We start from the raw sequence: 12024 nt of genomic DNA, 5'->3' as shown, positions 1-12024 counted from the left end.
ATGTTGATCTCCAGTTAGAGATCAACTACTTCACCATGAATGAGTTCCCGTCCAGATGACCCCGCCTGCATGAGACTGCGGCACGCATCAGAGGCCCCGTCCAGAACCGGCCGCGGGAGACCGTCACGCCCTGTCGACCGTTACCGAGCGGAGAGAACCCTTCCAGCACTGACAGCGGCCCACGCCATCCTGAACCGCGCCAGAACGCGCCCCCTTCAACCCGAGGACACAACCCAGGCCAGAACCGCACACTGCCCCAAATCCACCCGGACCAGACAGCCGACAGCGCTTGGCCAATTGATCTTGCATGCGAGTGGTCGCCGAACTATAATCGAACACATGTATGGATCTCACGTAGTGGACGAACTCGCGGGCTACATTGATTGGCTGGCCGCATTGCCTACTGCCGCCAACGATGCGGAGCGGCTCGATCGGATCGCGGCACTGGAAAAGCTCTTAGCGGCGACCGACGCCGCCCAAGCGACAATGCTCGCCGAGTTGGGCGTCTCGCAGCAGACCGCGGACACCGGGGTGGGGATCGAGACAGGCCAAGCCGGTCCCGGTACACACTAGCCACGCAGCCCCATGAGCTCATGACCAGCTCGGCATCGGCTGGCCAGAGCCTGCTCTCCCGCCTGGTCCCGGCTCGGTGTCCGGGGTTTCGAGTGTGATGCCGACCGATGCCAGGATCTCGATCAGCGCAGCCGTAGCGGGTGGGTCTGGCGGGTCGCCGTACGTGGCGGCATAGATCTGGCGGGTATTGTCGGTGAGCTGTGTGGCGTGGACGCCGGGCGCCCGGTGCGCGTGCAACGCGAGTCCATTGATGATGGCCACGCCCATTCCGGCGGACACCAGCGACTGGGTAATGACCGTGTCGTCGCAGGAGTAGGCGATGCGTGGTGAGAAGCCGGCGCGCTTGCATGCCGTAATCGTGGCGGCCCGACAGCGTTCGCAGCCGCCAACCCAAGCGGAGTCGCGGTGATCCGCGAGACGCTGGTGGGGTCGGTCACTGACGAGGTAGAGAGGGTCGTCCAGCAGGTGTGTGAGCCGGTACTCCGCCTCCTCCAGCGGAGTGTCGGCGTGCCGGAAGATCAAGGCAATGTCGACGTGTCCGGAACGCAGCATCTTCAGACCGTCGGCCGGGTGGGCGTCGACAAGGTTCAGCTCGATTCCCGGGTGCGACCGGGACAGCTCGGCGGCTGCCTTCGGTACGAGGGTACTGAGAACCGTTTGGAAACCGGCAAGTCGTACCCGTCCAGCACGAAGTCCCACGCGGGCGGCCAGCTCGACGGATGCGGCGTCCACCCGCCCCAGGATCTCTGCCGCCCGCCCCGCCAACAGTTCCCCTTCGGGGGTGAGCCGGACCCCACGGCCCACTCGCTGGATGAGTCTGGCTCCGGTAGCGGCTTCCAGTCGCGCCAGGTGGTGACTGACGGACGGCTGGGAGTAATGCAACTCCTTCGCGGCTTCGGTCACCGATCCATGGCGGGCGACCGCCTCCAGCACCTTGAGGTGGGTCAGGTTCAGCATGGATCAAGTTTATCTATGAGATACCACCAGATTTGGCATTAGACGTCATTCCATAGGGCTGCCATCATCGCTTCATAACCGAGTTGATCCGACACGTCCGGTCTCGTACGTCCCTATGCGTAGGCCAAAGAGTCGCCACTCGATGGACGACATCGGTGCCCGTCTCGCCGAGTCTTGACGCATGAGAGAAGCTCGACCAACAGAAGGAGCACCAGCCATGTCTCTCGCCCGTGTCCAATTCTTCTCCATCTCACTCGACGGCTTCGGCACCGGCGAAGGTCAGACCCTCGAAGCACCGTTCGGCCATGCCGGCGAACGGCTGCACGAGTGGATGTTTGCCACCCGGCAGTGGCTCGGGCCCGACCAGCCGGGCGGTAGTGGCGGCGTCGACGATCTTTTCGTCAAGCAGCACGATCAGGGGATCGGCGCCGAGATCATGGGTGCCAACAAGTTCGGCCCGCGCGGATGGCACGAGGACCCGGAGTGGAAAGGCTGGTGGGGTCCCAACCCGCCGTTCCACACGCCGACGTTCATTCTCACCCATCACCCGCACCCGCCGATCGAGATGGAGGGCGGCACGACGTACCACTTCATCGACGCGTCGCCTGCTGAGGCGCTCGAGAGTGCCCGCGAGGCTGCAGGCGGCCAGGACGTCCGCATCGGCGGGGGAGCCACCGTGATCCGCGAGTTCGTTGCGGCCGGGCTCGTCGACCACATGCACATCGTGGTGGTCCCGATCCTGCTCGGTCGAGGCGTTCGCCTCTGGGACGGGCTGGAGGGCATCGAGAAGGACTATGACGTGGAGGCCATCTCCTCGCCCAGTGGAGTTACGCATGTGACGTTCACCCGAGCGGGCGCCTGAACGCAACCTGCTTAGTGGCCGGAGTAGGCGCCGCCGTTCACGTGTATGACCTGTGACGTCACGTGGCCCGCCTCCGGCGAGGCCAGGAAGCCCACGACGGCGGCGATGTCCTCTGGCGTGCCCGGCCACCCGGTCCGTGTCGCGTTGATGAGCCGTTCGTAGCGCTCGTCGGACAGTTTCCCGTGGAAGAACTCGGTCTCGACGGTCAGCCCGGGCGCCACGACGTTGGCCGTGATCCCCCGCGGGCCGAGGCTCGCCGACATGCTGACGTTCCACGCTTCCAGCGCCGCCTTGGCCGCCCCGTACGAACCGGCACCGGTCTTCGCCGCGATCGAGCCCAGGGTGATCACCCGGCCGCCATCGTTGAGCCGGCCGTCCAGCGCGGAGGTCATGAGTACCGCGGTCAGGACGTTCGCGTCCAGGTTGGCCCGCCAGCCTCGCGCGATCTGGGACAGCGGGGATGTGCCTTCCTCGGCCTCCGCGGGCTCACTCAGGTCGGTATTGCCACCCGCATTGTTCACGAGCACGTCGACACGCTCCGGCATCTGCTGCAGCACCGCCTCGATCCCGTCCGGCGACGTCAGATCACAGACCACCGCCACGGCACCCGTCTCCTCAGCCGCCCGATCCAGCACGTTCTTCCTTCGCCCGACGATCGTGACGGCGTCGCCACGATCGGCGAACCACGCGGCCGCCGCCTTGCCGATTCCGGTACCTCCACCGGTGACAACAATCTGCCTCATCACAACTCCTTTAGTCCTAAACGATGTGTCTTAGCCCTAAACTATCACCATGGACGAACCTCGTGACGACGTCAACGACATCCAAGAGGCCTGGCTCCGTGAGCGGCCCGGCACACCGGTCGGCTCCATCGGCGTCATCACCAGGATCTGGCGGATCGGCAAGCTCCTCGACGACGACCGCCGCCGGACCATGGCGCGCCTAGGCATGGACACCGCCACCCGAGACCTGCTCTCCACCCTCCGGCGTGCGGGCACCCCCTACGCGCTGCCGGCTAACGAAATCGCCCGACAATGTGCGGTCACCCCCGGCGCGATCTCCCAGCGGGTGCGCCGCGCGGAGACACAAGGCCTGGTCACACGCCGTAAGAGCGACGACGACGGACGGGGCGTCGTCGTCGAGCTGACCGATGCAGGCCATGAACTGATCGAGCGCACCGTCGACGACCTGCTACGGCACGAAGAGACCCTGCTCACGGCACTCAGCCAGGAGCAGCGGGACACACTCAGCGACCTGTTGCGCACTCTGCTGGGCGACCTGAACCTTCGTCGCGGACCATCTCAGCAGCCCTGGTAGATGAATACTCGGGCCCGATGTACCGTGCGCCCACCTCGATACCGCCGCACCGCCCGCGGCCGGCCTCAGTGCAGCAGCCCGCCGCCGTCGCACACGAGCGTCTGACCCGTGACGAGGTCGGCGTCAGGCGAGGACAGGTAGGAGACCAGGCCGGCAAAGTGTTCCGGCGTGACGTACTCTTCGATCGCCTGCTGGTGCATAGTACGGGCGAATAGGTCGCCGCCGGAGTGTTCCCGGGTGCCCGGGGTCGCGACCTGTGCCGGCATCACCGCGTTCACCGTGATCCGATGCTCTCCCAGCTCTCTGGCCATCACCCGGGTCATGCCGAGCAGGGCGCCTTTGCTGGCCACATACCCGAGCTGGCCCGGCGACCCGGTGAAGAACGTCCGCGACGCCACGTTGATCACACGGCCGCGACGCGTGCTGTCACGCAGGTAGGGAAAGCAGGCCTGAACCATCAGCAGGGCGCCCAGGGCGTTGACGTCGAAGAAGCGACGCAGCTCGGCGGGGGTGGTGTCCAGGAGGCTGGACCGGCCGGACAGAATGCCGGCGTTGTTCACCAGGACGTCGACCCGGCCATGCGTGACGGCGATATCGTGAACGACCTGCTCGATGGCGCCGGGGTCGCTCACGTCACAGGCCCAGAATCGACCCGGCCGTATGTCCTCCGCGTCACCAGTGACGATGTCCAGACCGGCGACGGTGAAGCCGTCCTGGGAGAGCCTTCGGACCATGGCCAGCCCGAGACCACCGGCCGCACCGGTCACCACCGCGACCGGCCGGTCATCGGTTCGATCGGTCACGAAGGCGCCCGTTCCTGCGGGTGGGTCGCCAAAGCCTCGACCGAAACGTCCATCCATTTCCACATCGGAAGCGACGTCAATGCGTCGTGCAACTCCGTGGCGTCAGCCGCCTCGTAGAGACCGACTGTCGCGTTGCGACCGGGAACCCGCCACAGGCGTTTCAGGATTCCAGCGTCACGTAGCTGCTGGGCCCGTTCACGCTCGCCCGCACGAAGCCGCTTCCGCACATCGTCCGGGGTGTCTTCCGGTAGCTGATTCTCGGTTCTGACCAGGAACTCCACTGACCACTCCTACGTCGCTGGGATTCATGGGCTGGAGGCTGTGCACCCGACGGTTTCCAGCGGCCGAGCCCGAAGCACGGCCAGGCCGGCACACCACCCGCGGACTTCTTAGGCCGCGATGTCGAGAAGCAGCTTCGCGAGCTCGTCGGGCGCGGTGACCATCGCTTCGTGTCCGGTGGCGATCTCCAGGACTGGCCAGCCGCGTTCTTTCGCTCGCTGCGCCTGGGGCGTGAACACGCGCATCCAGTCGGTGCATTCGATGAACGTAGCGGCGACCGCCTCGCTCATACCGTCCAGCCGGAGAGGCTCGGTGTAGGTCAGCCAGGGATGCGGAGTCAGGCGTGGAGTCAACCAGTCCAGGTCGGCCTCTTCGGTGACTCCGAGCTTGCTCAACGGGCGAACGGGTATCAGCCATCCGAATCCCGGGCCGGCCACCGATTCACGGTAGTGCCCAGCGACTGTCTCCGGCAGCAGATCGATCGCCGCGTCTCCGTCCGCACCGACGAAGGCGTCGAGGTAGACCCGTCTGGCGATCCGTTCGGGTACCCGGTCAGCTACGCCGGTCACCACTTGTCCTGAATAGCTGTGCCCGACGAGTACCACGTCCTGGGCGTCGTAGGCCTCGAGGAGCGCCACGACATCCTGGATGTGTGTGCTCAGGCCGACGTGCGGGTGCAGCGTGTGCGCGCGGTCGCTCAGGCCGGTCAGCGTGGGCGTATGGACCTGATGGCCGGCGTCGCGTAGCGGAGAGACCACCCGCTGCCACGCCCAGCCGCCATGCCAGGCGCCATGAACCAGAACGAATGTGCTCATGCCGTGATGTCTCCTCCGTCGGCGATAGCGACGTGAACGACGCTAGGGAAGCCACCCGTCGCCGGTTAAGCGAGCAATGACCGGGCTGGGCAGGAGAGACGTCGTGAACGAGCTACGTCATTTGTCGTGAGAGTGACTCTCAAGCCTGGTCAGCCCGCGTCGTCGGGCGGGACCAGTCCCTGGCGCACCGCGACCAGAGCGGCCTGGGTTCGTGACGTCAGCTGCAGTTTGCGCAGCACATTACTGACGTGGGTCCGCGCGGTCCGTTCACTGATCACGAACTCGTCGGCGATCTCCTGATTCGAGTGGCCCTTCGCAACGAGGATCAGCACGTCGCGTTCCCGCCCGGTCAGAGCGTTCAGGCCGGTGGAAGGCGAGACCATCTCCTGGGTCAGTTTGCGAGCGATGGCCGGGTGGAGGAACACATCGCCGCGTGCCGCGGCTCTGATCGCGGCCACGACCTCGGTGGGATCGGCGTCCTTGAGAAGGTAGCCGGCCGCGCCGGCCGCCAAGGCGGCGTGTACGCGTTCCATCTCCCCGAAACTGGTCAGAATCACCACCCGCACCTTCGGGTACAGGCTGGTGATCTTCGTCGTGGCGGCTACCCCGTCGATCTTCGGCATGAGCAAGTCGAGCAGAACTACTTCCGGGAGCTCCTGATACGCAGCCATGAGCTGCAGCTTGTCCAGGGCTTCTTCGCCATCGGCTGCTTCCGCTGCGACTTCCAGGTCGTCTAGGACCTCCAAATAGGCTCGGATTCCACGCCGTACGACCGCGTGGTCATCGACGATCAACACTCTGATTGACGTCCCGGCAGCATCCCCGCTCACGGTGCCGCCTCGTTCCGGACAGCCGCACGTCCCGGTGGCATCGTGCTCGCTATCCGAGCGTGGGAAGCGGCAATGGGATGGTGACCTGTGCCCTGGTTCCGCTCGTCGGACGTGGCTCGACCTGTACGGTGCCACCCCATCGTTCCGCCCTCTCTCGCATCGTGGTCAGGCCGTAGGTCTCGGCCTGACCGGATGACTCCTGCTCGATCCCGCACCCGTCATCCATGACACCGACGGTCAACCGGTGCCCCCGGACGCGGGCGCGGATGACGACCTTGTCGGCGTCGGCATGCTTGACCACGTTGTGGATCGCCTCGGCGACGATCCGGTACACGTCCTCGGCGAGGTCGCCGGCGACATCCTCGAGTCCTGGGCCGAAGGTGACTTCGAACCGGAGTCCCGTGCGGTTTTCGGTACTCTCCGCCAGCGCACGGACCGCTTCCTCCAGGCCCAGCTGGGCTGACGAAGACGGTCGCAGTTCGTGGACCATGGCGCGCAGGTCGGTGAGGACGGTCCGGGACAGTACGCCGACCTCGTCCGCGATCCGGCGTACGGCGTCGGTGGGCACGACGTCACCACGCCCACCGAGCACACCCATCGACTTCGCCTGCATGCTGATCGAGAACACCTGCTGCACGATCGAGTCGTGCAGATCGCGGGCGAGGCGTTGCCGCTCCTCCCGGCGCGCGTGCTCGCGTTCGCTCTGCAGCAGGGTCGCGTAGTCGACCGCGACCGCGGCTTGTTCTGCCATCGCGTGCAGGAACTCCATCGAACGCCGGCCGATCACCTGACCCGGCGCGAAATACACGTTGAGCACTCCTTGCGTATGGCCCCGGATCGTCAGTGGCACACTCGCGAACGAATCCCAGTTCAGCACCCGTAGGTATTCGTGTATGGGCTGCCACGCCGGGTCTTTCCGGATGGCCTGCCACCGGTTCGGTACGACGACGGGCTCGCCGCGCTCATACGCGTCCATCATGCAGAGCCTTGCTCCGCGTGCGCGGCACTCGAGCAGCCGGTCGAAGAAGTCCGGCCAATGCGGGAAGCCCGCCGAACCCATGATCCGCAAGCCGTCGTTGTCATCCACGGTCAGGATCTGCACGCCGGCCAAGGCGTCGGTGTGCACAATCTCGCGGGCGAGCACATCCAGCGTGGCGGAGAGCGAGCCGGCCGACGCCAGCTTCGCCGAGCTGCGGGCGACCGCGGCGACTCTTCGCTGGCGGTGCCTCTCATCGGTGACGTCACGGAAGGCGACCACCGTCAGATCCGGGCGTCCCGACACCGGCAGGGCACGGTAGGCGAACTCTCGCGGCGCCTCTCTGGGCGGCTGCCATGTGGAGACATGCTCGCCGGAACCATCCTCGAGAAGGCCGAGATCGCTGATCACGATGTCCGAGAAGAGTTGGAAGGGCGCCGGCGAGCCCACCAGCTCGGCCTCTGTACGACCGCACAACACGGTGGCAGCGCGGTTCACCTGCACGAACCGCCCCTCGGCATCCACGACGGCAAGGCCGTCGGGGGCGTCGAGGGCGAGCGTGGTCCATTCCACGGCATGAGCCCCGGACATCACCGACCGGTCGTTTGCGACAGACATGCGTTCCTCATCAACCACGTCCACATCGTTGTGACGGCGCCTGATCAGGCGCCGTTGCGGTCCTGCTGACATCAGAATGCACCTTGTGCGCGCCGAACGTCATCCCCGAACCGGCAGCACAGAGCAGAACGCCCCCAAACCTACGTCATTTGTCTCAGCCGGTATGGGACCCATCGCCGCACGTGAGTCGTCATCCGCATGAAGTAGCAGCCGCACACGGACACCTACGCTGGCACTCACCCACCCCGGGAGAGGCTGACACCGACGAAGATGTCTGAAACTCCAACGCAGAAGCGCACACCTGTCCGGAGCGCCGCGCCCCGGTCTGCCAGCTCGGCGACGGCGGAAAGCGGTCCGGTGGCGGCGGGAGAAGCGCGGACACGTCATGTCGCGCGCAGCTTGCTCGGCAGGGCACTTCCCGTCGTGGGCGTCGCGATAGCCGTGTCGCTGTTCGAGTTCGCCTCGCGATCCGGACTCGTCGACGCCCGGTTCCTGCCGCCTGCGTCGTCGATGCTGGGGTCGCTCGTCGATCAGGTCGCAGACGGCAGCATCTGGCAACCGGTCGGCCAGACGTTGCAGGGGTGGGCCCTTGGTCTCGGCCTGGCGATGGCTATCGCATTGCCGCTCGGCACCCTCATCGGCTCGGTGTTCCTCCTCTTTATGGCCACTCGGTCGATCGTGGAGTTCCTTCGGCCGGTGCCCTCCGTGGCGCTCATCCCGCTGGCAGTCCTCCTGTTCGGCGCGGGCCTGGAGAGCAAGATCTTCCTGGCCACGTTCGCTGCGACCTGGCCAATCCTGCTCCAGACGCTCTACGGCGTACGAGACGTGGATCCGGTGGCGATGGAGACGGCCCGCTCGTTCGGCATCAAGGCCCCGCAGCGGCTCAGACGTGTCGTCCTGCCGAGCGCCCTGCCATACATCGCGACCGGTGTGCGCATCTCCTCTGCCGTGGCGCTGATCCTGTCGGTGACCGCGGAGCTGGTGCTCGGCGCCCCCGGCCTAGGGCAGGAGATCAACATCGCTCGGCAGAGCGGGGCTGTGGAGCTGATGTACGGCCTGATCATCGCGACCGGCCTGATCGGCTGGGGGCTCAACGTGCTCGTGGCACTAGTGGAACGACGGCTGCTGCACTGGCACCCGTCGCAGCGGGAGCGGACATGATGAGGACTCCGACGCGAGGAATCCGAATCCTCGGCGTAGGACTGGAGATCGCCGTCCCCATCGGCGCCCTGGCACTCTGGGCGGCGCTGACCAGGGACGGCTCATCCTTCTACTTCCCGCCGCTGCTGGACATCTTCCGCACGTTCCAGGAGACCTGGCTGTTCGCAGGCATGGGCACTGACGTCGTGCCCAGCCTCAGCCGCCTCTTGAGCGGCTACGCCATCGCCGTCGTCGCCGGTGTCGTGGTCGGTGTGGCGCTCGGATCGTCGCACCCACTCCGTCGCATGGTCGACCCCGTCGTGCAGTTCCTGCGCGCGATCCCGCCTCCGGTACTCATCCCTGCCGGAATCCTCGTACTCGGCGTGAACTCCACGATGAAGGTCGCGCTGATCGCGTTCGTCTGCCTCTGGCCGATACTGCTGAATACGATCGACGGTGTCGGCGGTGTCGACCCCACGCTGCGCGAGACGGCGCGCAGCTTCCAGATCCCTCGACGCGACCGGCTTTTCCGCGTCGTATTGCCGTCGGCCGCCCCGCAGATCTTCGCCGGCGCGCGGGTGAGCCTGGCCCTGGCCGTGATCATGATGGTCGTGTCGGAGATGGTCGCGAGCACCAACGGCATCGGCTACTTCGTCCTGCAGTCACAGCGCACGTACGCGATCACGGAGATGTGGTCAGGCATCCTCCTGCTCGCGATCCTCGGCTACGTGCTCAACGCGCTTTTCCTGCTCGTCGAGCGTCGGGCGCTCAGATGGCACCGCGGCGCCCGCACCGGCTCCGCCTAAAAGTGGAGGTCATCAATATGTTGCGAGTCGAACACGTCAAGAAGGTCTATGGCGAGGGCACCAGACGACCCTTCGAGGCGGTGGCCGACCTGAGCGTCACCGTCTCCGAGCACGAGTTCGTGTCCATCGTCGGGCCCTCCGGCGCCGGCAAGACGACCCTGCTCAAGTGCATTGCCGGTCTGCTGCCGCAGACGTCCGGCGCGGTCTACCTGGACGACGAGGAAGTGGTAGGTCCACCGGAGAAGATGGCGCTGGTCTTCCAGGACTACTCCCGCTCGCTCTACCCGTGGATGACCGTCGAGGACAACGTCGCTTTCCCGTTGAAGCGTCGCAAGCTCGGCAAGACCGCCGTGCGAGAGCTCATCCAGGACACCCTGCGATCGGTCGGCCTCGGTGATGCCGGTGCGAAGTACCCCTGGCAGCTCTCGGGTGGCATGCAGCAGCGTGTAGCCATCGCCCGGGCACTCGCCTATCAGCCGGAGATCCTGCTCATGGACGAGCCGTTCGCCTCGGTGGACGCGCAGACCCGTGCCGATCTCGAAGACCTCGTCCTGGCCTTGCGTGACCGCTACGGGATCACCATCCTCTTCGTCACTCACGACATCGACGAAGCGGTCTACCTCAGCGACCGGGTGGTCGTCCTGACTCCGTCACCCACCAGCGTCGCCGAGATCGTCGACATCCCCCTGCCCCGGCCACGTGACCAGGTCGAGACCAAGGAACTACCCGACTTCGCGCGCCTGCGCGCGTACGTATGGCGATCGATCAAGCGACCGGAGCAGTCAGCCACAGCACTCGCCTGAAGCACCGCGCCGGCACCATCTCAACAAGGAGAACAGATGAGATTCCATCCGATCCTCGACCGTGCCCGCCCGGTAGCCGCCGTGGTGGCAGTAGCCGCCGTTGCCGTCGCCGGCTGCGGCGACGGCGATGACGCCGACTCTGAAGGCGGCGGTGAGCTGGTCACCATCAACATCGGCACCCTGCCTATCGCGAACGCCTCGCCTATGTACCTGGGTATGGAAGAGGGATTCTTCGAAGAAGAAGGCCTCGAGATCGAACCTACGGTTCTGCAGGGCGGCAACGAGATCATCACAGGCCTGGTATCCGGCGACTACGACTTCGGATTCGTCGGGTATATCTCCGCCGGTGTGGCGTTGAGCCAGGACGTACCCGTCTGCGTCGTCACGTCCAGTGATGCGACAGGCACCACGCCGGAAGACGACTGGCAGGTTCTCGTGGCCGGTCCCGACAACGGTATCGAGTCACCGCAGGATCTCGCCGGCACAACACTGGGTATCAACGCCCTCGGCGGGGTCGCAGAGGTGATGATCAAGGCGGCGCTGGATGCCGACGGCGTGGACCCGAACTCCGTCGAGCTCATCGAGGTCCCGTTCCCGGAGGTCCCAGCCGCGGTCGCGGAAGGCCGCATCGACGCCGGCTACACATCCGAGCCGTTCGTCACCACCGTCCTCGATCAGGGCGGTGAGGTGGTCTACGCGCCGCAGTCCGAGCTCGCTCCGGAGTATCCCAACGGGTCCTACGCGGCGAGTGAGCAGTTCATCGCCGAGAACGGCGACGTGGTCGAGCGCTTCGCCCGAGCGATGAACCGCTCGCTGGACTACGCACGGGAGAACGAGGACGCGGTCCGTTCGATCATCCCCAGTTTCACGGAGATAGATCCCGAGGTCGCCGAGCGCATGAGGCTGCCGGTGTACACCTCCGAGCTCGACGAGCAGGCGATCGACGAGCAGATGGGGTTCCTGGAACAGTACGACATCGTCGAGGCAGCGGCCCCCACCGCCGACGAACTCATCTGCGGATGAGCCCGAAGGAAGGGGCGGAGATGCAGGCCGCCGAAGCGATCGGACGTACAGGGAGCGTACGTGTCTGAGAGTGCCTTCCCACCGGTGCCCGTTCCGGACCCCGAGGTCGCACCGCCGGAGCCGGACGCTGTGGAGCGGCTGGCGGAGTTGCTCCGGGGTGCGCAGCGTCCGGTCTTCATCGCCGGCCGGGGAGTGCAGCTGGCGGGCGCCCGAGACGTGCTC

The 12024-nt window shown here is 66.0% G+C and carries 14 protein-coding genes; 7 read left to right on the top strand and 7 right to left on the bottom strand.

Going from position 1 to position 12024, the window contains the following annotated elements:
- Window positions 1–339 precede the first annotated feature (339 nt).
- Complete coding sequence (locus ELR45_RS32785; protein ID WP_129670027.1) at window positions 340–573, top strand: hypothetical protein; 234 nt, start codon at window positions 340–342, stop codon at window positions 571–573.
- An 18-nt stretch (window positions 574–591) separates the two neighbouring features.
- Here the strand turns inward: ELR45_RS32785 and ELR45_RS32780 are convergent, their stop codons facing one another.
- A complete protein-coding gene (locus tag ELR45_RS32780) occupies window positions 592–1530 on the bottom strand; it encodes a LysR family transcriptional regulator (RefSeq protein ID WP_129670026.1) in 939 nt (312 codons plus the stop codon).
- Window positions 1531–1747: 217 nt separating this feature from the next.
- Here ELR45_RS32780 and ELR45_RS32775 point away from each other — a divergent pair, with 217 nt between their 5' ends.
- Entirely contained in the window at window positions 1748–2392 is a 645-nt protein-coding gene (locus ELR45_RS32775) for a dihydrofolate reductase family protein (RefSeq protein ID WP_129670025.1), read from the top strand.
- 11 nt (window positions 2393–2403) lie between these two features.
- Here the strand turns inward: ELR45_RS32775 and ELR45_RS32770 are convergent, their stop codons facing one another.
- The gene (locus ELR45_RS32770) at window positions 2404–3135 is read right to left on the bottom strand and encodes an SDR family NAD(P)-dependent oxidoreductase (RefSeq protein WP_129670024.1); all 732 of its coding nucleotides are present in this window, start codon (window positions 3133–3135) and stop codon (window positions 2404–2406) included.
- A gap of 49 nt (window positions 3136–3184) precedes the next feature.
- On the opposite strand from ELR45_RS32770, the gene ELR45_RS32765 reads away from it, so the two are divergent.
- The gene (locus ELR45_RS32765) at window positions 3185–3709 is read left to right on the top strand and encodes a MarR family winged helix-turn-helix transcriptional regulator (protein ID WP_129670023.1); all 525 of its coding nucleotides are present in this window, start codon (window positions 3185–3187) and stop codon (window positions 3707–3709) included.
- 65 nt (window positions 3710–3774) lie between these two features.
- Here ELR45_RS32765 and ELR45_RS32760 read toward each other — a convergent pair whose 3' ends face one another.
- The 5 genes from ELR45_RS32760 to ELR45_RS32740 form a co-directional block, all read right to left on the bottom strand.
- Window positions 3775–4512 carry an SDR family NAD(P)-dependent oxidoreductase gene (locus tag ELR45_RS32760; RefSeq protein WP_205857740.1) on the bottom strand — a complete coding sequence of 246 codons (738 nt, stop codon included), beginning with the start codon at window positions 4510–4512 and terminating at the stop codon, window positions 3775–3777.
- Complete coding sequence (locus ELR45_RS32755) at window positions 4509–4793, bottom strand: muconolactone Delta-isomerase family protein (RefSeq protein WP_129670021.1); 285 nt, start codon at window positions 4791–4793, stop codon at window positions 4509–4511. The genes ELR45_RS32760 and ELR45_RS32755 overlap by 4 nt, the downstream gene beginning before the upstream one ends.
- A 108-nt stretch (window positions 4794–4901) precedes the next feature.
- Window positions 4902–5606 (bottom strand): alpha/beta hydrolase, encoded by a 705-nt coding sequence (locus tag ELR45_RS32750; RefSeq protein ID WP_129670020.1) that lies wholly within the window; start codon window positions 5604–5606, stop codon window positions 4902–4904.
- A 149-nt stretch (window positions 5607–5755) separates the two neighbouring features.
- Complete coding sequence (locus tag ELR45_RS32745; RefSeq protein WP_165368310.1) at window positions 5756–6436, bottom strand: response regulator transcription factor; 681 nt, start codon at window positions 6434–6436, stop codon at window positions 5756–5758.
- Between the two features lie 49 nt (window positions 6437–6485).
- Window positions 6486–8030, bottom strand: coding sequence for a sensor histidine kinase (locus ELR45_RS32740; protein WP_205857739.1), 1545 nt, complete (start codon window positions 8028–8030; stop codon window positions 6486–6488).
- 270 nt (window positions 8031–8300) lie between these two features.
- Between ELR45_RS32740 and ELR45_RS32735 the strand changes: the two genes are divergently transcribed.
- From ELR45_RS32735 to ELR45_RS32720, 4 genes are read left to right on the top strand one after another with little or no spacing between them, the layout of a single operon-like run.
- Window positions 8301–9191, top strand: coding sequence for an ABC transporter permease (locus ELR45_RS32735; protein ID WP_129670019.1), 891 nt, complete (start codon window positions 8301–8303; stop codon window positions 9189–9191).
- The gene (locus ELR45_RS32730) at window positions 9188–9976 is read left to right on the top strand and encodes an ABC transporter permease (protein ID WP_129670018.1); all 789 of its coding nucleotides are present in this window, start codon (window positions 9188–9190) and stop codon (window positions 9974–9976) included. Before ELR45_RS32735 ends, ELR45_RS32730 begins: the two co-directional genes overlap by 4 nt.
- Before the next feature lie 17 nt (window positions 9977–9993).
- Window positions 9994–10779 (top strand): ABC transporter ATP-binding protein, encoded by a 786-nt coding sequence (locus tag ELR45_RS32725; protein WP_129670017.1) that lies wholly within the window; start codon window positions 9994–9996, stop codon window positions 10777–10779.
- Between the two features lie 36 nt (window positions 10780–10815).
- Window positions 10816–11802, top strand: a complete 987-nt coding sequence (locus ELR45_RS32720) for an ABC transporter substrate-binding protein (protein ID WP_129670016.1) — start codon at window positions 10816–10818, stop codon at window positions 11800–11802.
- Window positions 11803–12024 lie beyond the last annotated feature (222 nt).

This window comes from Phytoactinopolyspora endophytica, assembly GCF_004138495.1.
Classification (GTDB): Bacteria; Actinomycetota; Actinomycetes; order Jiangellales; family Jiangellaceae; genus Phytoactinopolyspora; species Phytoactinopolyspora endophytica.
Note: the sequence above shows the minus strand (reverse complement) of the source record. Positions and strands in the feature narration are given on the sequence as shown.

What these genes read in the sequence shown, in the direction of transcription:
- ELR45_RS32785 (WP_129670027.1), top strand. Translation starts at nt 340, where the DNA reads ATGTATGGATCTCACGTAGTGGACGAACTCGCGGGCTACATTGATTGG.
- ELR45_RS32780 (WP_129670026.1), bottom strand. Translation starts at nt 1,530, where the DNA reads ATGCTGAACCTGACCCACCTCAAGGTGCTGGAGGCGGTCGCCCGCCAT.
- ELR45_RS32775 (WP_129670025.1), top strand. Translation starts at nt 1,748, where the DNA reads ATGTCTCTCGCCCGTGTCCAATTCTTCTCCATCTCACTCGACGGCTTC.
- ELR45_RS32770 (WP_129670024.1), bottom strand. Translation starts at nt 3,135, where the DNA reads ATGAGGCAGATTGTTGTCACCGGTGGAGGTACCGGAATCGGCAAGGCG.
- ELR45_RS32765 (WP_129670023.1), top strand. Translation starts at nt 3,185, where the DNA reads ATGGACGAACCTCGTGACGACGTCAACGACATCCAAGAGGCCTGGCTC.
- ELR45_RS32750 (WP_129670020.1), bottom strand. Translation starts at nt 5,606, where the DNA reads ATGAGCACATTCGTTCTGGTTCATGGCGCCTGGCATGGCGGCTGGGCG.
- ELR45_RS32740 (WP_205857739.1), bottom strand. Translation starts at nt 8,030, where the DNA reads ATGTCTGTCGCAAACGACCGGTCGGTGATGTCCGGGGCTCATGCCGTG.
- ELR45_RS32735 (WP_129670019.1), top strand. Translation starts at nt 8,301, where the DNA reads ATGTCTGAAACTCCAACGCAGAAGCGCACACCTGTCCGGAGCGCCGCG.
- ELR45_RS32730 (WP_129670018.1), top strand. Translation starts at nt 9,188, where the DNA reads ATGATGAGGACTCCGACGCGAGGAATCCGAATCCTCGGCGTAGGACTG.
- ELR45_RS32725 (WP_129670017.1), top strand. Translation starts at nt 9,994, where the DNA reads ATGTTGCGAGTCGAACACGTCAAGAAGGTCTATGGCGAGGGCACCAGA.
- ELR45_RS32720 (WP_129670016.1), top strand. Translation starts at nt 10,816, where the DNA reads ATGAGATTCCATCCGATCCTCGACCGTGCCCGCCCGGTAGCCGCCGTG.